19 protein-coding genes and 1 pseudogene are annotated in these 21,294 nt (G+C 65.2%); 8 read left to right on the top strand and 12 right to left on the bottom strand.

Features of this window, described 5'->3' with window-relative positions:
- Positions 1-13 precede the first annotated feature (13 nt).
- The 4 genes and pseudogenes from H3005_RS00740 to H3005_RS00725 all read left to right on the top strand — a co-directional run.
- On the top strand, positions 14-1,228 hold the full coding sequence (locus H3005_RS00740) for an FtsX-like permease family protein (RefSeq protein WP_100553619.1): 1,215 nt from the start codon (positions 14-16) through the stop codon (positions 1,226-1,228).
- Position 1,229: 1 nt separating this feature from the next.
- Entirely contained in the window at positions 1,230-1,622 is a 393-nt protein-coding gene (locus tag H3005_RS00735; RefSeq protein WP_100553620.1) for a PDZ domain-containing protein, read from the top strand.
- 136 nt (positions 1,623-1,758) lie between these two features.
- Positions 1,759-3,105, top strand: coding sequence for a sigma-54 dependent transcriptional regulator (locus H3005_RS00730; RefSeq protein WP_100553621.1), 1,347 nt, complete (start codon positions 1,759-1,761; stop codon positions 3,103-3,105).
- Positions 3,030-4,463 (top strand): annotated as a pseudogene (locus H3005_RS00725) (ATP-binding protein); the annotation flags it as partial. The gene H3005_RS00730 and the pseudogene H3005_RS00725, both read left to right, overlap by 76 nt.
- 554 nt (positions 4,464-5,017) lie before the next feature.
- On the opposite strand, the gene H3005_RS00720 reads toward H3005_RS00725, so the two are convergent.
- Complete coding sequence (locus H3005_RS00720) at positions 5,018-5,551, bottom strand: GNAT family N-acetyltransferase (protein ID WP_100553623.1); 534 nt, start codon at positions 5,549-5,551, stop codon at positions 5,018-5,020.
- Entirely contained in the window at positions 5,520-6,887 is a 1,368-nt protein-coding gene (gene glmU, locus H3005_RS00715) for a bifunctional UDP-N-acetylglucosamine diphosphorylase/glucosamine-1-phosphate N-acetyltransferase GlmU (RefSeq protein WP_191077402.1), read from the bottom strand. The genes H3005_RS00720 and glmU overlap by 32 nt, the downstream gene beginning before the upstream one ends.
- 121 nt (positions 6,888-7,008) lie before the next feature.
- On the opposite strand from glmU, the gene H3005_RS00710 reads away from it, so the two are divergent.
- Genes H3005_RS00710 through H3005_RS00700 form a run of 3 tightly spaced genes read left to right on the top strand, consistent with a single transcriptional unit; the run spans position 7,009 to position 10,396 of the window.
- The gene (locus H3005_RS00710) at positions 7,009-8,973 is read left to right on the top strand and encodes a hypothetical protein (protein ID WP_191077401.1); all 1,965 of its coding nucleotides are present in this window, start codon (positions 7,009-7,011) and stop codon (positions 8,971-8,973) included.
- Positions 8,970-10,016: a glycosyltransferase family 2 protein gene (locus tag H3005_RS00705; RefSeq protein ID WP_191077400.1), complete on the top strand. Its 1,047-nt coding sequence runs from the start codon at positions 8,970-8,972 to the stop codon at positions 10,014-10,016. Before H3005_RS00710 ends, H3005_RS00705 begins: the two co-directional genes overlap by 4 nt.
- On the top strand, positions 10,013-10,396 hold the full coding sequence (locus H3005_RS00700; RefSeq protein ID WP_191077399.1) for a GtrA family protein: 384 nt from the start codon (positions 10,013-10,015) through the stop codon (positions 10,394-10,396). Before H3005_RS00705 ends, H3005_RS00700 begins: the two co-directional genes overlap by 4 nt.
- A 143-nt stretch (positions 10,397-10,539) precedes the next feature.
- Here H3005_RS00700 and H3005_RS00695 read toward each other — a convergent pair whose 3' ends face one another.
- The 9 genes from H3005_RS00695 to H3005_RS00655 all read right to left on the bottom strand — a co-directional run bounded on the left by H3005_RS00695 (position 10,540) and on the right by H3005_RS00655 (position 17,705).
- Positions 10,540-10,962, bottom strand: coding sequence for a F0F1 ATP synthase subunit epsilon (locus tag H3005_RS00695; RefSeq protein WP_025877355.1), 423 nt, complete (start codon positions 10,960-10,962; stop codon positions 10,540-10,542).
- A 112-nt stretch (positions 10,963-11,074) separates the two neighbouring features.
- On the bottom strand, positions 11,075-12,481 hold the full coding sequence (atpD, locus tag H3005_RS00690; protein ID WP_089237045.1) for a F0F1 ATP synthase subunit beta: 1,407 nt from the start codon (positions 12,479-12,481) through the stop codon (positions 11,075-11,077).
- Between the two features lie 38 nt (positions 12,482-12,519).
- A complete protein-coding gene (atpG, locus tag H3005_RS00685; RefSeq protein WP_089237047.1) occupies positions 12,520-13,383 on the bottom strand; it encodes a F0F1 ATP synthase subunit gamma in 864 nt (287 codons plus the stop codon).
- Between the two features lie 95 nt (positions 13,384-13,478).
- The gene (gene atpA, locus H3005_RS00680) at positions 13,479-15,026 is read right to left on the bottom strand and encodes a F0F1 ATP synthase subunit alpha (protein WP_089237049.1); all 1,548 of its coding nucleotides are present in this window, start codon (positions 15,024-15,026) and stop codon (positions 13,479-13,481) included.
- Positions 15,027-15,070: 44 nt separating this feature from the next.
- Entirely contained in the window at positions 15,071-15,598 is a 528-nt protein-coding gene (locus tag H3005_RS00675) for a F0F1 ATP synthase subunit delta (protein WP_089237051.1), read from the bottom strand.
- A 2-nt stretch (positions 15,599-15,600) separates the two neighbouring features.
- Positions 15,601-16,071 carry a F0F1 ATP synthase subunit B gene (locus H3005_RS00670; protein WP_025877365.1) on the bottom strand — a complete coding sequence of 157 codons (471 nt, stop codon included), beginning with the start codon at positions 16,069-16,071 and terminating at the stop codon, positions 15,601-15,603.
- A gap of 114 nt (positions 16,072-16,185) precedes the next feature.
- Positions 16,186-16,488, bottom strand: a complete 303-nt coding sequence (gene atpE / locus H3005_RS00665; protein ID WP_089237053.1) for a F0F1 ATP synthase subunit C — start codon at positions 16,486-16,488, stop codon at positions 16,186-16,188.
- A 64-nt stretch (positions 16,489-16,552) separates the two neighbouring features.
- Positions 16,553-17,341, bottom strand: coding sequence for a F0F1 ATP synthase subunit A (gene atpB, locus H3005_RS00660; RefSeq protein ID WP_089237055.1), 789 nt, complete (start codon positions 17,339-17,341; stop codon positions 16,553-16,555).
- A 31-nt stretch (positions 17,342-17,372) separates the two neighbouring features.
- Positions 17,373-17,705, bottom strand: coding sequence for a hypothetical protein (locus tag H3005_RS00655; protein ID WP_032952006.1), 333 nt, complete (start codon positions 17,703-17,705; stop codon positions 17,373-17,375).
- Positions 17,706-18,202: 497 nt separating this feature from the next.
- On the opposite strand from H3005_RS00655, the gene H3005_RS00650 reads away from it, so the two are divergent.
- Positions 18,203-19,021: a hypothetical protein gene (locus H3005_RS00650; protein ID WP_191077398.1), complete on the top strand. Its 819-nt coding sequence runs from the start codon at positions 18,203-18,205 to the stop codon at positions 19,019-19,021.
- A 450-nt stretch (positions 19,022-19,471) separates the two neighbouring features.
- Here the strand turns inward: H3005_RS00650 and lpdA are convergent, their stop codons facing one another.
- Complete coding sequence (lpdA, locus tag H3005_RS00645; RefSeq protein ID WP_191077397.1) at positions 19,472-21,280, bottom strand: dihydrolipoyl dehydrogenase; 1,809 nt, start codon at positions 21,278-21,280, stop codon at positions 19,472-19,474.
- Between the last annotated feature and the right edge of the window lie 14 nt (positions 21,281-21,294).

Genomic DNA, 21,294 nt, shown 5'->3' with positions numbered 1-21,294 from the left:
ACGAGGACTTCCCATGGACATCCGCCCCATCCTCAGCACCCTGCGCCGGCACAAGACCGCAGCCGCATTGATCGTGCTGGAAATCGCCCTGACCTGCGCCATCGTCTGCAATGCGCTTTTCCTGGTCACCCAGCGCGTGGAAAAGATCAGCCAGCCCAGCGGCCTGGTCGAGAACGAACTGGTGATGGTCCGGGTCAACGGCATCGGCAAGCAGACCAACGCCATGGCCCGCACCAACGAAGACCTCGCGTCGCTGCGCGCGATCCCCGGCGTGACCAACGTGACCAAGGTCAACCAGCTGCCGTTCCGCCGCAACTCGAGCAACACCAGCATCTCGCGCGAGCGTGACCAGGAACGCCCCACCGCCTTCGTTTCGCTGTACATGTTCAGCGAGAACGCTTTGCCGACGCTGGGCCTGCAGCTGGTCGCCGGCCGCGACTTCCTGCCCAGCGAGTACATCGACTACGAGGAGGCGCAGAAGAATCCCAAGCCTGACCGCGCCGCGCCGGTGATCATCAACCAGCAGGTCGCCGCCAAGATGTACCCGGACCAGAGCGCGCTGGGCAAGACGTTCTACATGGGCAACCAGGGCCTGCATGTGGTGGGCGTGGTCGCCCACCTGGCCACTCCGACCGACTACAACGACAACAGCACCCTGTCGATGATGCTGCCGGTGCGTACCGACTTCACCCGCGGGCCGTACATGCTGCGGACCTCGCCGGAGCGCCGCGATGAAGTGTTGAAGGGCGCGCTGGCTGCGTTGGAGCACAACGACCCCAATCGCCTGGTGCGCGAGAAGCTGACCTACCAGGAACAGCGCGCCGACTACTTCAAGAACGACCGCTCGATGGTCGGCCTGCTGGTCACCGTGTGCATCGCGCTGCTGGTGGTCACCGCACTGGGCATCGTCGGCCTGGCCAGCTTCTGGGTGCAGCAGCGCAGCAAGCAGATCGGCATCCGCCGCGCATTGGGCGCCACCCGTGGGCAGATCCTGCGCTACTTCCAGACCGAGAACTTCCTGCTGGCTACGTTGGGCATCGTGCTGGGCATGCTGGCGGCCTACGCCATCAACCTGGCGCTGATGAACATGTACGAACTGCCGCGCATGCCGCTGCTGTACCTGCCGCTGGGTGCGGTGCTGCTGTGGATGCTGGGCCAGATCGCGGTGTTCGGCCCGGCCCGCCGTGCCGCTGCCGTGCCGCCGGCCGTCGCCACGCGGGGGGCGTGAGATGCGCGCCGGCCTGCTGCTGGTGTTGTTGGCCCTGCCGCTGCCGGTGCTCGCCGGCAGCAGCAGCTCGCAGACCCTGCAGTGGCGCCAGGACGATGCGCGGCTGGCACTGCGCTCGACCGAGGGCGTGGTACGGGTGGATGCGGCCAGCCCGGAAGCGCGCTTCGGTGTGCGCAGCGGCGACCGCATCCTGCGCGTGAACGATTCGCCGGTGCGGCAGATCGAGCAACTCGCCGACGCCATGCAGGCGGCATCGACGGCCACCGTCTACCTGCTGCTGCGTCGCGATGGCCGGATGCTCACCGTGCCGGTGAACGTGGCCCAGTGGCGCCCCGCGTTGGCCCCTCCACCACCGCCTCCGGCTCCCCCGCCGCCGCCCCCGCCACGGCGCTGAGGCCCGGCGGCCCCTGCGCCGCCATCGGTTTGGCTATGCTTGGTGGGTGGCGCCGAAAGCTCCGGCGCCATCCGCCCTTTTCCGTGCGCGGCGCCGACGCTTTCCGGCGCTTCCCTGCCCTCCCAGAAGCCGCCGAATGCCCGCGATCCTGATCATCGACGACAACGCCAGCGTGGGAACCGCGCTGGACGTGCTGTTCTCCCTGCACGACATCGACACCCTGCTGGCGCAGAGCCCGGCCGAAGGGCTGGCGCTGCTGGAGTCACAGGCGGTCGACCTGGTGATCCAGGACATGAACTTCAGCGAGGACACCACCTCTGGCGAGGAAGGCGAGGCACTGTTCGCGCAGATCCGCGAACGCCACCCCGACCTGCCGGTGATCCTGCTGACTGCGTGGACCCACCTGAGCAGTGCGGTGGACCTGGTCAAGGCCGGTGCCGCCGATTACCTGGCCAAACCCTGGGATGACCGCAAGCTGCTGACCACGGTCAACAACCTGCTGGAACTGTCCGAAGCGCGGCGCGAACTGGACCAGCGACGCCAGCGCGAGCAACGCCAGCGCCATGCACTGGAAGACAAGTACGCGTTGTGCGGCGCGGTGTTCGCCGACCCCGCCAGCGAACGGGTGATCGCCCTGGCCTGCCAGGTCGCGCGCTCGGAGCTGCCGGTGCTGATCACCGGCCCCAATGGCGCGGGCAAGGAGAAGATCGCGCAGATCATCCAGGCCAACTCGCTGGTGGCCAAGGGCCCGTTCGTTGCAGTGAACTGCGGCGCCCTGCCCTCCGAACTGATCGAGGCCGAGCTGTTCGGTGCCGAGGCCGGCGCCTATACCGGCGCCAACAAGGCGCGCGAAGGCAAGTTCGAGGCGGCCGATGGCGGCACGCTGTTCCTGGATGAAATCGGCAACCTGTCGCTGGGCGGGCAGATGAAGCTGCTGCGCGTGCTGGAGACCGGGCGCTTCGAACGCCTGGGCTCCAACCGCGAACGCCAGGTCAAGGTGCGCGTGGTCAGTGCGACCAATGCCGATCTGCCGGCGATGATCCGCGAGGGTACGTTCCGCGAAGACCTCTACTACCGGCTCAACACGGTGGAACTGACGCTGCCGCCACTGGCCGACCGCCCCGGCGACATCGTGCCGTTGGCCGAGCATTTCCTCAGCATCGGCAAGCCGCTGTCCAGCGCGGCGGCCAGTGCGCTGCAGCGGCATCTGTGGCCGGGCAACGTGCGCGAGCTGCGCAACGTGATCCAGCGTGCCGAACTGCTGGCCACCGGCAACCGCATCGAGGTGGCCGATCTCAACCTGCCGCGCGCGCCTGCTGCGCCGCGCCCGACGCCGAGCGCCGGCAATGATCCCGACCGCGCACGCATCGAAGAAGTGCTGGCGCGCAACCACGGGGTCATCGCGCAGGCGGCCAACGAGCTTGGACTGAGCCGGCAGGCGCTGTACCGGCGCATGGACCGTCACGGCATCCCACGCGAATGAAACGACGCTCCTTCACCTTCCGCCTGTTCCTGCGCCTGCTGCCGGTGCTGGCGTTGTCTGCTGCGCTGCCGTGGCTGCTGGCCTACTGGATGGACCATGGCTGGGTGGTGACCACGGTCTCCACGATCATCCTGCTGTCATTGATGTGGTGGACGCTGCGCCGCGCCACCGCACCGGTGCGCTCGTTGATGCGGGCGCTGTCCGGAACCACCAGCAGCTACCGCGACGGTGAGTACAACTTCGGCATCTACTGGCCCGGCAATGACGAACTGGGTGATCTGGTGCAGGCACACCGCGAACTGGGCGAGGTGCTGCGCGCACAGCGCCAGGGCCTGGTGCAGCGTGAACTGCTGCTGGACACCATGGTGCAGAACACACCTGTGGCAATGCTGCTGATCGCTGCCGGTGGCGATGGCATTTCCCGCGTGGTGTTCTCCAACCTGGCGGCGCGCAAGCTGCTGCACGGCGGCTGGAAGCTGGAAGGCCAGCGCATGGAAGACGTGCTTGAACAGTTGCCGGTTGAACTGCGCGATGCCATCGGCCGCGGCGGCGACAGCCTGTTCGCGGTGAAGTCGGAACACGAAGACGGCGTGGAGGGAGACGAGGACGACGAACAGGTCTATCACCTCTCGCGCCGCGCGTTCCAGCTCAACGGCCGTCCGCATGACCTGCTGCTGGTACGCCAGCTCACTGCCGAACTGCGCCGGCAGGAAGTGCAGACCTGGAAGAAGGTGATCCGGGTGATCAGCCACGAGCTCAACAACTCGCTGGCGCCGATCGCATCGCTGGCACACTCCGGCGGCGAACTGGTCAAGCGCGAACGCTTCGACCGGCTGCCGGAGATCTTCACCACCATTGAAGACCGCGCACGGCATCTGGAAGGCTTCATCCGGGGCTACGCACGTTTCGCCAAGCTGCCGCAGCCGCAGCTGCAGACCGTGCACTGGGCGCCGTTCCTGTCCAGCCTGTGCCAGCAGATTCCGTTCACGATGGAGCGTGAACTCGACGAGGAGCTGAGCAGCCGGATCGACATCGCCCAGTTCGGCCAGGCCCTGCTCAACCTGCTGAAGAACGCGCACGAGGCCTGCGCCGAAGCAGATCCGCCGAACGACGACGTGCAGGTGCAGCTGACCCGGCTGCCGCAGTGGTTGCGGCTGGATGTGCTGGACCGGGGCAAGGGCATGAACGAGCAGGTGCTGCAGAATGCGCTGATGCCGTTCTATTCGACCAAGCGCAATGGCACCGGGCTGGGGCTGGCACTCACCCGCGAGATCGTCGAGGCGCATGGTGGCCGCGTGTCACTGCAGAACCGCACCGAGGGCGGGCTGTGTGTGTCGATCCTGTTGCCGGTGGGGTAGGTTTGTTCTTCCTTCTTCTGTTGATGGCTGAAGGTTGATCATTGTTCATGGGTGTCACTTTTCTTTTCGCGCGAAAAGAAAAGTAACCAAAAGAAACGCGCCGCCGGTCCGCGAGCCGTCGTGCTGCGCACGCCGGTACCCTGCGCTCCTCGGTCCGTCGAGGGACGGCGCGGGAACTCGCTTCGCTCAGACACCCGCGCCTCTTCGCCCTCGCCGGCCCTGCGGTGCTCGGATCGCTTCAAGGCGGACTCGAGAAGCAAAGCAAAAGCATCCACGCATGGCGTGGATCTACTGGGTGCAGCTGTGGGGTTTGACTTGGGGCCGCCTTGAAGCGAGCCGAGCACCGCAGGGGAATCAGGGGCGAAGAGGTGCCGATGTCTGAGCGCAGCGAGTTCGGCACCGGCCCCTGATTCGCCGAGGAGCGCAGGGCACCGATGCGCAGCATCGGCTCGCGGCCGGCGGAACGTTTCTTTTGGTTACTTTTTTTTGCGTACAAAGAAAAGTGACACCCATGAAAGATGAGCAACCATCAGCAATCAACAGAAGAAGCAAAACTAAAGCACCCGTCGCATTGCCACCCGCAGGTGCATCGGGAATCCCAATGCGGCCTCCTCGGCCATCACCGCTCGCAAGCCCGCGCTCCACTCTGCCTCCGGCAGCACCTTGAATCCTTCGCTGGCATAGAAAGCCGCATTCCACGGAACATCGGACAACGTGGTCAGCACCGCCCCCGGATAGCCAAGCGCCTTGGCCTCGGCGAGTGCATGCCGCAGCAACGCTCGGCCATAACCACGCCGCGCGTGGCCGGGATCCACATCCATCTGCAGCACGTGGAAATCACCGTCGAGCGCACCGCCCAGCAGGTAGCCGGCGATGCTGCCATCGGCGCCGTCGATGACCCACAGCTGGTCACGCTGCAGTCCAGCCTGCAGCGTGAGCAGATCCAGTCCATGACCGGCGAACACCGGGTACGCCTCATGCCCGCGCAGCAGTTCGCCCGCACGCTGTTCGATGCGGGGCAATGCGTCGAGTTCGCCGACGCGCGGTGGCCTCGGCTCAGCTTTTCTTGATGGGACGCTGCCAGCCATCGATCGTTTCCTGGCGCGCACGGGCCACGGTCAGCTTGCCGTCCGGCGCAGTGCGGGTGATGACCGAACCTGCAGCGATCGTCGCCCCTTCACCGATCAGCACCGGCGCCACCAGCGAACTGTTGGAGCCGATGAAGGCGTTGTCACCGATGGTGGTGGTCGACTTGTTCACGCCGTCATAGTTGCAGGTGATGGTGCCCGCACCGATGTTGACCTTGCTGCCGATCACCGCATCGCCCAGGTAGGTCAGGTGGTTGGCCTTGCTGCCCACCCCCAGGGTGACTTTCTTGGTTTCCACGAAGTTGCCCACGTGCACGCCATCGGCCAGCACGGTACCGGGGCGCAGGCGCGCGAACGGGCCGATCTGTGCCGCCCCCTCGCTGACGACGCCTTCGACATCGCAGTGCGCGCGCACCTCGGTGCCCGCGCCGAGCGTGACGTCCTTCAGCCGGGTGAACGGACCGATGGTCACGCCATCGCCGAGCACCACCTTGCCTTCCAGGATCACATCGACATCGATCATCACGTCGCTGCCGACGATCACTTCACCGCGGATATCCACCCGCGCCGGATCCCGCACGCGTGCGCCCTGGATGCACAGTGCACGCACCGCGCGGCGTTGCCAGGCGCGTTCCAGCTGCGAGAGCTGCCATGGATCGTTCGCGCCTTCCGCGTCCTGCGCATCGGCCACCAGCGCCATCTCCGCCGGAGTGAACTCACGGGCGGCGAAGGCGAACACATCGGTCAGGTAATACTCGCCCTGTGCGTTGCTGTTGGACAACTGTGACAGCCAACGGCGCAGCGCGGTCGACTCGGCAGTAATGATGCCGGTGTTGATGATGCGCACCCGGCGCTGTTCGTCATCGGCATCCTTCTGCTCGACGATCGCCCCCACCTTGCCTTCGGCATCGCGCAGCACGCGACCATAGCCGGTGGGATCCTCGACATCGGCAACCAGCACGGCCAGCCGGCCCGGTTGCGCCAGCAGATCGCGCAGGGTCTGCGCACGGATCAAGGGCACATCGCCGTACAACACCAGCACCTGCGCGGCATCGGGCACCTCCGGCATGGCCTGGGCAACGGCGTGGCCGGTACCCAGCTGCTGCGCTTGTTCAGCCCACAACAGGTCCGGCTGGTCAGCGAAGTAGTGTCGCACCTGGTCCCCACCGTGGCCGTACACCACGTGGATGGCAGCCGGCTGCAGTTCGCGCGCCGTGGCGATCACATGCGCCAGCATCGGCTGACCGGCAATCGGCTGCATTACCTTGGGCAGCAACGACTTCATGCGCTTGCCGGCGCCAGCGGCGAGGATGATCACGTGCAGGGGTTGGGTCATGGAGAGGGGCCACGCAGCGGCGGCAATCTGAGGACTGGCTGATAGGATAGCCGAGCTCTTTCCCTGCCTGACGTGAACCGTGAATTCCTTGAAGGAACGACTTCTCAATCTGCTGCCCTGGATGGGCCCACTCCTGCTGCTCATCGGCCTGGCCATCACGCCACTGCTCAAGAGCCTGCCATCGGGTCGCTTCGGTGAACTGGTCGCACTGGGTCTGCTGACCTGCGCCTTGGCATGGCTGATGCGACGCCTGCGTGGCTGGTCCATGGCCAGCGGCCTGGCGGTGCTCTGGATACTTCTGCTCCCCCTGTTCACCGGGGTATTTCCGCTGCTGGCAACGGTCTTGCTGCTGCTGGTTGCGATCGTGATCGGTCAGGCGCTGTTCGTGCAGCGCCCGTTGGCCCTGCAGGCGATGGCTGGCCTGTTGGGACTTTCGGCAGTGCTGGGCTGGACCCTGCTGGTTCCGATCCATTTCCGCTGGGTCTATCTGCCGGTGGGCCTTGCCGTGGTGATCTGGCGCCGTTCGCTGCTGTGGTCATCGTTGCGGGCCGGCCTGGCGCAGTGGCGGCAGTCCGTGGCGGACGCGCCGCGCAGCGCCGCTTTCGCTGTGCTGGTGGTGGGCTTGGCCAGTACCGCCTGCTGGTTGCCGACCCTGCAGTACGACGACCTCACCTACCACCTGCGCTTGCCATGGCAGTTGCTGGAACAGGGCGTCTATCAACCGGCGCCCCAGCACCAGATCTGGGCGCTGGCGCCCTGGGCGACGGATATCATCCAGGCAGTACCGCAGGTAATCGCAGGGGCTGAATCACGCGGCCCGGTCAACGCGATCTGGCTGTTGCTGCTGGCCACGGGCGCCTGGCAGCTTGCGGCGCAGCTCGGCGCGAGCGTGCTGCTGCGCTGGCTGGCGGTTGCCATGGTAGCCAGCCTGCCGCTGACCGCCGGCCTGGCGGGTGGCATGCAGACCGAGCTGCCAACCGCTGCGGTGCTGCTCTGGATGTGTGCGCTGGCTGCCGCGCCCCGTGATGGCCGCTTGTCCAACTGGATGCTGCTGGCGGTGCTGGCCGGTGGACTGCTGGCGATGAAGTCGATGAGTGCGGTGATGGCACTCCCTGTCCTGGCCTGGGCACTGATCCGCCATCCGTGGCCGTCGTTGCCGCGCATCGGCCTGGTGCTGCTGGCAGGACTGCTGGTCGGTGGTGCCAACTATGTGTTCGCGCAGTGGATTGCTGGCAATCCGGTGCTGCCGCTGTTCAACGGCATCTTCCAGTCTCCCTACTTCGCTCCGACGAACTTCATCGACCTGAAGTACAAGATCGGCTTCGGTCCCGACCTGCCGTGGGCACTGACCTTCCATTCATCGCGCTACTTCGAATCGCACGATGGTGCGGCGGGCGTGGTCCTGATCGGCTTGGCCGGGCTGTGGCTGCTGGCCGTGCTGCGTCCGCCAACTCGCGCGGCGGCACTGGTGGCACTGGCCGTGCTGGCACTGCCGCTGTTGCCGATCCAGTACCTGCGCTACGCCTATCCTGGCATGGCATTGCTGTGCGTGGTCGCCGTGGCGTCGCTCGGCGCCGGTCCCCTGCGCCGGCCTCTCATTGGATTGCTGGTGGCGCTGTGCGTGCTCAATGTCAGCTTCCAATCCACCGGCTACTGGATGCTGCGTAGCGGAGCGTTGAAGGACACGCTGAAGTCGGCGGGCCGCGATGCTCCGTTGTTCCAGCGTTTTGCACCCGAACGCACACTGGCCGCAGCCATCCGTGCGTCGGGTGAAGACGAGGGCGCCGTGCTGCTGCTGGATCCGGGTGACCCGTTCTCCGCCGAATTCGGTACCCGTGGGCGCACGATCAGCTGGTACTCGCCCAGCCTGCAGGCGGCCGCCGCCAACGCCGAGCTGGATCCCAGCGGCAAGCGCTGGCTCGCCATGCTGCAGCAACAGCAGGTCAGGCACGTCATCCTCCGCAGTGAAGCGCTCACACCCTCACAGAAACTCGCACTTGAGCTGGCAGGTGCCCACCTGCGCGAAGAAGCCGGCGGCTGCCAGTGGTGGAGCCTCCCGGCGCCCCCAGGAATGCCATCGCGATGAACACCCCCCCTCCGACCAGCCCCACCACAGCGGTCCGGCCCGACGACTCGCCGCGCATCGCGGTGGTGATCCCGTGCTATCGCGTGCGCGCGCATATCCTGCAGGTCATCGCCGGCATCGGACCGGAAGTGGGCTGGATCATCGCCGTCGATGATGCCTGTCCCGAGGCAAGCGGCGCCTGGATTCGCGAACACTGCACCGATCCGCGCGTCATCGTGGTCCATCACGAGCAGAACCAGGGAGTGGGTGGTGCCACGCTGACCGGCTACCACCACGCGCTGCAGACACCTGCCCATGTGGTGGTCAAGCTCGACGGCGACGGGCAGATGGATGCCGGTCTGCTTCCCCGCTTTGCCAGCCCACTTCTGTCCGGCCACGCGGACTATGCCAAGGGCAACCGTTTCCATCGCGTCGGCTTCGTGCGCGGCATGCCTTGGGTGCGCCTGGCCGGCAATGCGGCGCTTTCGTTCATGACCAAGCTGTCCAGCGGATACTGGCAGATCGCTGATCCGACCAACGGCTACACGGCGATCCGCAGTGAAGTACTGCACGAGCTGGAGCTCGAGCGGATCGCAAAGCGCTACTTCTTCGAATCGGACCTGCTGTATCACCTCAACCAGGTGCGTGCCGTGGTGATCGATGTACCGATGCGCGCCCGCTATGAAGACGAAACCAGCAGCCTGAGCCCGTTACGCATCCTTGGCCCGTTCCTGCTGGGGCATCTGCGCAACACCCTGCGTCGCCTGCTTTACAGCTACGGCATACGCGGCTTCTCGCTGGCCAGCGTAGAACTGCTGCTTGGCAGCGTCCTACTGGCCGGCGGCGGCATATTTGGCCTTTGGCGGTGGTGCCTCTCAGCCGACAGTGGTGTACCGGCCACTGCGGGTACCGTGATGATCGCCGGCCTGCCCATCATCGTGGGCATGCAGATGCTGTTGTCCTGGCTCAATTTCGATGTAGCCAGCGAACCGCGGCAACCCGTGCATCGTCTGCTTGGCGTCGAACAGGCCCTGCGCAGCGTCATCGGGAAGCCTCGGCAATGACCCTCCTGCGCCAGGGCAGCGCATACATCGTCATCGGCCTGGTGCAGCTGCTGCTGGACTGGCTGGTGTTCGTGGGAAGCACCGCACTCGGGCTGCCGGTCGCTCCTGCCAACATCGTCGGCCGTTTGGCCGGCATGCTGCTCGGCTTCTGGCTCAATGGCCGCTATACCTTTGCTGCCGCCGGCCAACAGCGCCTGGGCTGGAAGCGCTTCGCGCGCTTCTTCCTGCTTTGGATTCTGCTCACCGCGGCCAGCACCCTGCTGGTGACGGCGGTCGACCATGCGTTGGGGCTGCAGTACGCGTGGCTCGCCAAGCCGCTGGTGGAAGGTGGCCTGGCCCTGGTGACATTCGTGCTGCTGCGCCACGTCGTGTACCGCTGACCGGATTCATTTAGCGCGACAGCGCCTGATGGCGGCCTGCTCCAGGCATGCGGCAGCGGAGAACAAACAAAAACGCCGGCATGGCAGCCGGCGTTCCTGCACTCACCCATGCCTTGCAGGCAGAGGTGTCACCTCGGCACGGTTCAGTGCTTGAGGGTCTTGCGCAGGCGCTCCAGCGCCTGCAGCTGGACAACGGCTTCGGCCAGCTTCTGCTGGGCTTCGGCCACTTCCATCGCTTCGCCACGGTTGGCCAGGATGCGCTCGGCTTCTTCCTTGGCCTTGCGGACCGAGGCTTCGTCGATGTCCTGTGCGCGGATCGCGGTGTCGGCCAGCACGGTCACCACCTGCGGCTGCACTTCCAGGATGCCGCCGGAAATGGCGAAATCCAGCTGCTCGCCGCTCGGCGTGGTCACTACCACCTTGCCCGGCTTCAGGCGGGTGATCAGCGGTGCGTGCTTGGGCGCGATGCCCAGTTCGCCCAGCTCACCGGTGGCCACGACCAGGGTCGCTTCGCCACGGAAGATTTCCTGCTCGGCGCTGACGATGTCGCAACGGATGGTGCTCATGTAACTCTCTTCGCTAGGGGGCGGGTCGAACCCACCGCAGGGATTCCGCAGCGGTGGGCGCAGGCCCACCCCGTGTCACGGTCGGGACGGGCGTGTGCCCGTCCCTGCCGCATCAGGCCTTCTCGGCCATCTTCTTGGCCTTCTCGACCGCTTCTTCGATGCTGCCGACCATGTAGAACGCCTGCTCCGGCAGGTGGTCGTACTCGCCATCGACGATGGCCTTGAAGCCACGGATGGTGTCCTTCAGCGACACGTACTTGCCCGGCGAGCCGGTGAACACTTCGGCCACGTGGAACGGCTGGCTGAAGAAGCGCTCGATCTTGCGGGCGCGCGACACGGCCTGCTTGTCTTCTTCGGACAGTTCGTCCATGCCCAGGATGGCGATGATGTCCTTCAGTTCCTTGTACTTCTGCAGGGTCTGCTGGACGCGCTGGGCGGTGTCGTAGTGCTCGTGGCCGATGACCAGCGGGTCCATCTGGCGGCTGGTGGAATCCAGCGGATCGACCGCCGGGTAGATACCCAGCGAAGCGATCGAACGCGACAGGGTCACGGTCGAGTCAAGGTGGGCGAAGGTGGTCGCCGGCGACGGATCGGTCAAGTCATCGGCCGGCACGTAGACGGCCTGGATCGAGGTGATCGAACCATTCTTGGTCGAGGTGATGCGCTCCTGCAGGACGCCCATTTCCTCGGCCAGGGTCGGCTGGTAACCCACGGCCGACGGCATACGACCCAGCAGTGCCGACACTTCGGTACCGGCCAGGGTGTAGCGGTAGATGTTGTCGACGAACAGCAGCACGTCCTTGCCCTTGCCGTTCTCGTCCTTCTCGTCGCGGAAGTACTCGGCCATGGTCAGGCCGGTCAGGGCGACGCGCAGACGGTTGCCCGGCGGCTCGTTCATCTGGCCGTACACCATCGCGACCTTGTCCAGGACGTTGGAGTCCTTCATCTCGTGGTAGAAGTCGTTGCCCTCACGGGTACGCTCACCCACGCCGGCGAACACGGACAGACCGCTGTGCGCCTTGGCGATGTTGTTGATCAGTTCCATCATGTTGACGGTCTTGCCGACGCCGGCGCCGCCGAACAGGCCGACCTTGCCGCCCTTGGCGAACGGGCACATCAGGTCGATGACCTTGATGCCGGTTTCCAGCAGCTCGGTGGCCGGGGACTGGTCTTCGTACGACGGAGCAGCGCGGTGGATTTCCCAGGTGTCGCTGGCGGCGACCGGACCGGCTTCGTCGATCGGACGGCCGAGCACGTCCATGATGCGGCCCAGGGTGCCAGCGCCGACCGGCACGGAGATGCCGCGCTCGGTGTTGGTGGCCACCAGGTTGCGCTTCAGGCCATCGGTGGAGCCCAGCGCGATGCAGCGGACCACGCCGTCACCGAGCTGCTGCTGCACTTCCAGGGTGATTTCGGTGTTGTCCACCTTCAGCGCGTGGTACACCTTCGGCACCGACTCGCGGGGGAATTCGACGTCGACGACGGCGCCGATGATCTGAACGATCTTGCCCTGACTCATTGCTGCATCCTCTAAATGTGTGCTTTTAACGAACGCGGTCAGACTGCTGCCGCGCCGCCGACGATTTCGGAGATTTCCTGGGTGATCGCTGCCTGGCGGGCCTTGTTGTAGACCAGCTGCAGGGTTCCGATCAGCTTGTTGGCGTTGTCACTGGCCGACTTCATCGCCACCATGCGCGCGGCATGCTCGGAAGCGACGTTTTCCAGCAGCGCCTGGTACACCAGCGACTCGATGTAACGCGTCATCACGTGCTCGAGCACGGTCGCGGCATCGGGTTCGTACAGGTAGTCCCAGTCGTGGTGCGCAACCTGCTTCTCGGCGGCCGGCAGCGGCAGCAGCTGATCGAAGCTGGCCTTCTGCACCATCGTGTTGACGAAGCGGTTGTAGACCAGATACACGCGGTCGACCTTGCCTTCGGTGAAGGCGTCGAGCATGACCTTGATCACACCGATCAGCGATTCCAGCTTCGGCGTGTCGCCGATGTGGGTCACCGTGCCGACCATGTTCACCTTGACCCGGCGGAAGAAGGTCGATGCCTTCTGGCCGATGGTCACCAGGTCCACTTCGGCGCCCTTGTCCTGCCAGGCCTTGGCTTCGCCAAGCATCTTGCGGAACAGGTTGTTGTTGAGGCCGCCGGCCAGACCGCGATCGGAGGAGATCACGATGAAACCGACCCGCTTGACCTGCTCACGCTCGACCAGGAACGGATGCTGGTAGTCGGTGCTGGCCTGCGCCAGGTGGCCGATCACCTGCTTCATCGCCTGCGCGTACGGACGCGAGGTCTTCATCCGATCCTGCGCCTTGCGGATCTTGGAGGCCGAGACCATTTCCAGGGCGCGCGTCACCTTGCGGGTGTTCTGCACGCTCTTGATCTTGGTTTTGATTTCGCGTCCGCTTGCCATCTTTTATTCCCGTGGCGCGGGGCCTGGGCCCCGCGTTGTTCAACCGTTTGATCGTCTGGTCCAGCGGAGCATCGCTCCGCTCTACAGGACCTCGATTACCAGCTGCCGGTGGTCTTGAACTCGACGATGCCCTTCTTGAAGGCACCTTCGATGTCGTTGTCCCAACCGCCGGTGGCGTTGACCTTGCCGATCAGTTCGCCCTGGGTGTTGGCGAAGTGCGCGTGCAGGCCTTCTTCGAACGCCAGCAGCTTGCTGACCGGCACGTCGTCGAGGTAACCCTCGTTGACGGCGTAGATCGACAGCGCCTGGTTGGCGATCGACATCGGTGCGTACTGCTTCTGCTTCATCAGCTCGGTGACGCGCTGGCCGCGCTCCAGCTGCTTGCGGGTGGCTTCGTCCAGATCCGAAGCGAACTGCGCGAACGCAGCCAGCTCGCGGTACTGGGCCAGCGAGATACGAATGCCGCCGGACAGCTTCTTGATGATCTTGGTCTGCGCCGAACCACCGACGCGCGACACCGAGATACCGGCGTTCACGGCCGGGCGGATGCCGGCGTTGAACAGATCGGTTTCCAGGAAGATCTGGCCGTCGGTGATCGAGATCACGTTGGTCGGAACGAACGCGGAGACGTCGCCGGCCTGGGTTTCGATGATCGGCAGCGCGGTCAGCGAACCGGTCTTGCCGGTGACCTTGCCTTCGGTGAACTTCTCGACATATTCCTCGGACACGCGGGCAGCGCGCTCGAGCAGACGGGAGTGCAGGTAGAACACGTCACCCGGGTAGGCTTCACGGCCCGGCGGGCGCTTCAGCAGCAGCGAGATCTGGCGGTAGGCCACGGCCTGCTTGGACAGATCGTCGTACACGATCAGCGCGTCTTCGCCGCGGTCCATGAAGTACTCGCCCATGGTGCAGCCCGAGTAGGCGCTGATGTACTGCATCGCGGCCGATTCGGACGCGGTGGCAGCCACCACGATGGTGTGCGCCAGGGCGCCGTTCTCTTCCAGCTTGCGCACGATGTTGGCAACGGTCGAGGCCTTCTGGCCGATCGCTACGTACACGCACTTGATGCCGGTGCCCTTCTGGTTGATCACCGCATCGATGGCCAGCGCGGTCTTGCCGGTCTGGCGGTCACCGATGACCAGCTCGCGCTGGCCACGGCCGATCGGGATCATCGAGTCGACCGACTTGTAACCGGTCTGCACCGGCTGGTCGACCGACTTGCGCCAGATCACGCCCGGCGCAACGCGCTCCACCGGAGCGGTCAGGTCGGTGCCCAGCGGGCCCTTGCCGTCGATCGGCTCGCCGAGTGCGTTGACGACGCGGCCCAGCAGTTCCGGACCGACCGGCACTTCCAGGATGCGGCCGGTGGTCTTGGCGACGTCACCTTCGCGCACTTTCTCGTAGCCACCCAGGACCACGGCGCCGACCGAGTCGCGCTCCAGGTTCAGGGCCAGGGCGAAGGTGTTGTTCGGCAGTTCGATCATTTCGCCCTGCATCACGTCGGCCAGACCGAAGATGCGCACGATGCCGTCGGACACGCTGGTCACGGTGCCTTCGTTGCGCGATTCCGCGGCCAGCTTGACCTTCTCGATGCGGTTCTTGATCAGTTCGCTGATTTCGGAGGGGTTGAGCGTGGTTGCCATCGTCAAGTCCTAGTGCCGGCAGCGGGGCCGGACGTTAAATGAATTCAGTTAGCGAGCGCGGTCTGCAGACGGGCCAGCTTGCCCTTCAGCGAACCATCGATGACCACGTCGCCGGCGTCGATCACAGCGCCGCCGATCAGCGAGGCGTCGACCGCGGTGGCCACTTCGACCTCGCGGTTGAAGCGCTTGCGCAGCGCGGCCTTGATCGCGTCCAGCTCGGCAACCGACAGCTCGGCCGCGGAGGTCACCGTGGCCTTGACCACGTGCTCGGCCTCGGCGCGCAGCGCGTCGAACATGCCAGCGATTTCCGGCAGCAGCGGCAGACGATGCGATTCGGCAAGCACAGCCAGGAAGCGCGAGTAGGTCTCGCCGCGGGACTCCGGCGCCAGCAGGGCGACGGCGTCATCGCGACCCAGCTCCGGGTTGGCGAGCAGGGCCGCCACGCGCGGGTCGGCGGCGACGTGGGCGGAGAACGCCAAAGCGTCCGACCACGGCGCGAACGCGCCTTCGTCACGCGCGGTCGCGAAGGCGGCGCGGGCGTACGGGCGGGCAAGCGTGAGGGCCTGGCTCATCCTTAAATCTCCGAGGCCAGCTCGTCGAGCAGCGCCTTGTGGGCGTTGGCGTCGATTTCGCGCTTGAGCAGCTTTTCGGCACCGGTCACGGCCAGCGCGGACACCTGCTTGCGCAGATCTTCACGGGCACGGTTGGCGGCGGCGTCGATTTCGGCCTGGGCCAGGTCCTTCTGACGGGTGGCTTCGGCAACAGCTTCGTTGCGGGCCGCGTCGACGATCTGGTTGGCACGCGCGTGGGCCTGGTCGATGATCTCGTTGGCCTTGGTGCGGGCTTCCTTCAGCGCTTCATTGACCTTGTCCTGCGCCTGGGCCAGATCTTTCTGGCTGCGGTCGGCAGCAGCGAGGCCTTCAGCGATCTTCTGCTGGCGCTCTTCGATCGCGTTCATCAGCGGCGGCCAGATCTTGGTCGCGATGAGCCAGATCAGGGCGGCAAAGGCCAGGGCCTGGGCGATGAGGGTAAAACCGATATCCATGGGGTTCGCTCAGTCGGTTGTGACGGGATGGACGCGCCGCCACATGGGCGGCGCCTCCGAACCTTCATCCGCGACCAGGCGCCTGCGGCGCCCGGTCGTTTCGCTTTCGCTGGATCAGCCAGCGATTGCCGGCAGGCGCGAGACGAACTCGCCGACCATCGGGTTGGCGAAGGCGAACAGCAGGCCCACGGCGACCGAGATGATGAAGGCGGCGTCGATCAGGCCGGCGGTGATGAACATGCGGACCTGCAGGACCGGGATCAGTTCCGGCTGGCGCGCGGCCGACTCCAGGAACTTACCGGCCATGATGGCCAGACCCAGACCGGCGCCCAGCGCGGCCAGGCCGATCATGATGCCGACGGCGAGGACGGTGGAGCTCTGAACTTGGGCGAGATTGGTCAGGACGGCGAAGTACATGGTTTTCTCCAGGAACTTGATTGCTAAGGGTTTAGAAACAAACGGATGAAGGGTGAAGCGAAACTCAGTGAGCGTCTTCCGACAGGCTCAGGTACACGATGGACAGCATCATGAAGATGAAGGCCTGCAGCGGAATCACCAGAAGGTGGAACAGCATCCAGCCGAAGCCGGCGAACGCGCCTGCAAACATGCCGGCGATACCTGCACCGCCCAGCACCCAGATCAGCAGGAACACGATTTCACCGCCGAACATGTTGCCGAACAGTCGCATCGCCAGCGAGATCGGCTTGCTCAGCCACTCGACGATGTTCAGGATCAGGTTGAACGGCATCATCCACTTGCCAAACGGTGCGGTCAGGAATTCCTTGGCGAAACCGCCAAAGCCCTTGGCGCGCAGCGCGAAGAACAGCATCAGGAAGAACACGCTGATCGACATGCCCAGGGTGGCATTGACGTCAGCGGTGGGGACCGGCTTCCAGTACGGCACGCCCATCAGTTCGAGCGGCTTGGCGATGAAGTCGGCCGGGATCATCTTGATGAGGTTCATCAGGAGGATCCAGAAGAAGATCGTGATCGCGATCGGGGTCACCAGCTTGCTGGTGCCGTGGTAGGTGTCCTTGGCCTGGCGGTCAACGAACTCCAGGCAGATCTCGACGAACGCCTGCCACTTGCCCGGCACGCCGGAGGTGGCCTTGCGGGTGCCGAGCCAGAAGGCGACGACCATCACCAGGCCCATCAGCAGCGAGGTCACCAGCGTGTCCACGTGGATTGCCCACGGAGAGCCATGACCTGCCGTCAGATTGTGCAGGTGATGCTGGATGTAGGAGGTGGGTGTAAGCGCCTCGCCTGCCATGTGTCCGGAACCTTAAGTTAAATGAATTCGATTAGCGCCTGGCCATGGCCAGGACCTGGAACATCAGCCCGACGGCGATACCGGCCAACAGCGCCAATGCAGGCAGCTTGAAGACCAGGAACCCCACCATCAGGACACCAAAAACGAGCGCCCACTTGGCCACGATCGCAACGATCAGGCGCGCCATGGCCGAACCGGCCCCCAGCGCACCACCACCCAATGCCATCCGTGCCGCCACCCAACCACCGGCCGAAACCGCCACACCGGATGCCAGGGCACCAAGGGCATATTTCGGCCCTACCAGCAGGAAGGCCAGAGCCAGGACAGCCACTGCGGCCAGCGGGTAGACCGCGGCGCGCAGCATCAGTCGCCGACCCGTTTCTACGGAGTTCAGCACAGGACGTCCCGCGTGGTTACAAGTGGATGGCTGAGGCGACTACAGCAGGGGGGCCTCATCGAGCCGCCAAATTATAGCAATGGGACAATTTGCGAGACAACCGGTCCCTGTTCATATCGGAACAGCGCAAGTTGCGGTAAGGGCTGCGGTTCTGCAGCCCACCACGGGGACAATGACATCTGCGCGATGTTGCGCCGCAACGTATTCAACTTTGGTCGCAGGCGACGGAACTTTCCGCCGACGGCCATGGTCCGATCCTGCGACCTGCCTGCAGCTACCTCGTCGACGCTTCGCCTGCAGGTCCCCATGATGGCCCCGAAGCGCCGCTCCGGGGCCATCTTTTTCGCACGGCAGCGACAGCGCTGAACCGTCCACACCGCGTGGACCATACTTTCACGAATGGTGGACAGCGACGTCCGGCAAAGTGGCCTTCATTCCGATGAACCACTGCAAGGACTCTTTCGATGCGCTCCGTCCCCACCCTGCTTGCCCTCTCGCTTCTCGCCGCCGGCGCGTCGTTCGCCTCCGCCGCCCATGCCGCCGAAGGCGATGACCGCTTCGCCCTGCGCCTGGGTGCGATGAACATCGACTCGGACAATACCCTGCGCGGCAATACCAATGTCGCCGGCCAGGACATCGGCTTCTCCGAGGACTTCAAGCTGGGTGGCAAGGAATGGGAGCCGCGTATCGACGGCATGTTCCGCATCAGCAACCGCCAGCGCCTGCTGTTCAACTACTTCAAGTACGACAAGGACCGCCGCGAGACGCTCGGCCAGGATATTTCCTTCGGCAACGTCAACGTGCCGGCCGACAGCTTCGTCAAGGCCGAGCTGAAGTATCAGGTGGCCAGCCTGGTGTATGACTACTCGGTGGTGGACACCGAGAAGTTCGACCTCGGCCTGCAGCTGGGTGCCGAGTACGCGAAGGTCAGCACCAAGGGCTACGCCGACCTGGGCACGGTGTACGAAGGCCAGTTCCTGGACGAGAAGACCGACGGTGTTGCGCCGGTGGTCGGTGCACGCCTGAGCTTCACCCCGTCCGAAAAGTGGATGATCACGCTGCAGGGCCAGTACCTCAACACGCGCTGGGGCAGCTTCGGCGACTACAAGGGTGACCTCAGCCGCGCCAACGCGATCGTCGATTACCGCTTCACCGACAACTTCGGCGTGTTCGCCGGCTACGACTGGTTCAAGCTGGACGCGGACAAGAAGGGCAGCGACGGCACCATCGGCCTGAAGCAGGAATTCAAGGGCCCGGTGGCCGGTATCAGCGTCACCTTCTAAGCCCTACGCCTCTTCCACAACGCTCTCTCCTGGCGCGGCCTCCGGAACATCGGGGGCCGCGTTTTTTGTGCTGTTGTTCCGTGCAGGGGCAAGAGCAGGATGGTCGAGCGCTGGAGGGAGAGGGGGCTGCGTGCGAATGTCCCCCGGCGCCGGCCTGCGGCCGTCACCTCCTCCTTTACTTCGCACCCAGCCCCCTCTCCCTCCGCGTGTCAGACACCCGGGCGGCTTTGGCACTGGCTCTCGACTGTCCGCAAGCCGAGCCGCTGCGCGGGCGGCAGGCGTTTCGACAAAGTAAAGGAGGAGGCGACCGCCACAGGCGGGCGACGGGGGACATTTGTCGAAATGCCTGCCGCCCGTGCAGCGGCCCCACCGCTCGCAATGAGTTTGATCGAAGCCCAACAAAAAACCCCGACAGATGCCGGGGTTTTTGTTCGGAAAGGCGCGGGCGCCTTATTTCTTCTTCGGCATGTACAGATCGGTGATCGTGCCGTCGTAGATTTCCGAGGCCATCGCCACCGATTCGCTCAGCGTCGGGTGCGCGTGGATGGTGTGGCCGATATCTTCGGCTTCGGCACCCATTTCGATTGCCAGGCCGATCTCGGCCAGCAGATCACCAGCATGCACACCGACGATGGCACCACCGATGATGCGATGGCTGTCTTCGTCGAAGATCAGCTTGGTGAAGCCCTCGGTGCGACCGATGCCGATCGCGCGGCCGCTGGCGGCCCACGGGAACTTGGCCACGCCGACCTTCAGGCCCTTGGCCTTGGCTTCGGTCTCGGTCACGCCGACCCAGGCGATTTCCGGGTTGGTGTAGGCCACCGACGGAATCACACGGGCCACCCACTCCTTCTTGTGGCCGGCAGCCACTTCGGCCGCCAGCTTGCCCTCATGCGTGGCCTTGTGGGCCAGCATCGGGTTGCCGACGATATCGCCGATGGCAAAGATGTGCGGCACGTTGGTGCGCATCTGCCGGTCGACCGGAATGAAGCCGCGGTCGGTGACCTGCACGCCGGCCTTGTCCGCGTCGATCTTCTTGCCGTTCGGCGAGCGGCCCACGGCCACCAGCACGCGGTCGAAGGTGCCCTGCGCCAATACCGGCGTCTGGCCTTCCTCGGCGGCTTCGAAGGTCACGGTGATGCCCTTGGCATCGGCGGTGACGCCGGAGGCCTTGGTCTTCAGGTGAACCTCGATGCCCTGCTTCTTCAGGCGGTCGGCCAGCGGCTTGACCAGGTCCTTGTCGGCGCCCGGCATCAGCTGGTCCATGAACTCGACCACGGTCACCTTGCTGCCCAGCGCACCGTACACGGTGGCCATTTCCAGGCCGATGATGCCGCCACCGACGACCAGCAGCGAACCCGGCACTTCAGCCAGTTCCAGAGCGTCGGTGGAGTCCATCACGCGCTTGTCGTCCCACGGGAAGTTCGGCAGCTTCACCGCCTGCGAACCGGCGGCGATGATGCACTTCTGGAAGCGCAGCAGCTGGGTGCTGCCGTCTTCAGCCGTGATCAGCAGTTCGTTGGCCGACACGAATTTGCCCACGCCCTGCACGTTGCGGACCTTGCGCTGCTTGGCCATGCCGGCCAGGCCCTTGGTCAGCTGGTTGACGACCTTTTCCTTGTACTGGCGCAGCTTGTCCAGGGTGATGGTCGGCTTGCCGAACTCGACGCCGAAATCACCGGCGTGGGCGACTTCGTCGATCACCGCTGCGGCATGCAGCAGTGCCTTGGACGGAATGCAGCCCACGTTGAGGCAGACGCCGCCGAGGCTGGCATAGCGCTCGACCAGCACCGTATCCAGGCCGACGTCGGCGGCACGGAAGGCGGCGGTGTAGCCGCCCGGGCCCGAGCCCAGCACGACCATTTCGCATTCGATGTCGGCGGCCTTGCCACTGGCCAGCGCCGGCTTCGGTGGTGCCGGCTCGGCCGGGGCGCGGTGCGACGGGGTCACCGGCGGCTTGCTGGCCGGAGCGGCTGCAGCCGGGGCCGGCGCAGCAGCCTTGGCCGGCGCTTCAGCGGCGCCCTCGGTCTCCAGCAGCACGACGACCGCGCCTTCGGACAGGCTGTCGCCCAGCTTGACCTTGATTTCCTTGACCACGCCGGCAGCCGAGGACGGCACTTCCAGGGTGGCCTTGTCCGACTCCAGGGTCACCAGACCCTGGTCTTTCTTCACCGTATCGCCAACGGCGACCAGCACTTCGATCACCGGTACATCGCTGTAATCGCCGATGTCGGGAACCTTGATTTCAATCGTGGCCATGGTGGGTTTTCCTC

This window comes from Stenotrophomonas sp. Br8, from assembly GCF_014763005.1.
GTDB classification, from domain to species: Bacteria; Pseudomonadota; Gammaproteobacteria; order Xanthomonadales; family Xanthomonadaceae; genus Stenotrophomonas; species Stenotrophomonas lactitubi.
The sequence above is the reverse complement of the archived record's forward strand: the minus strand, read 5'-3'. Positions and strand labels throughout refer to the sequence as shown.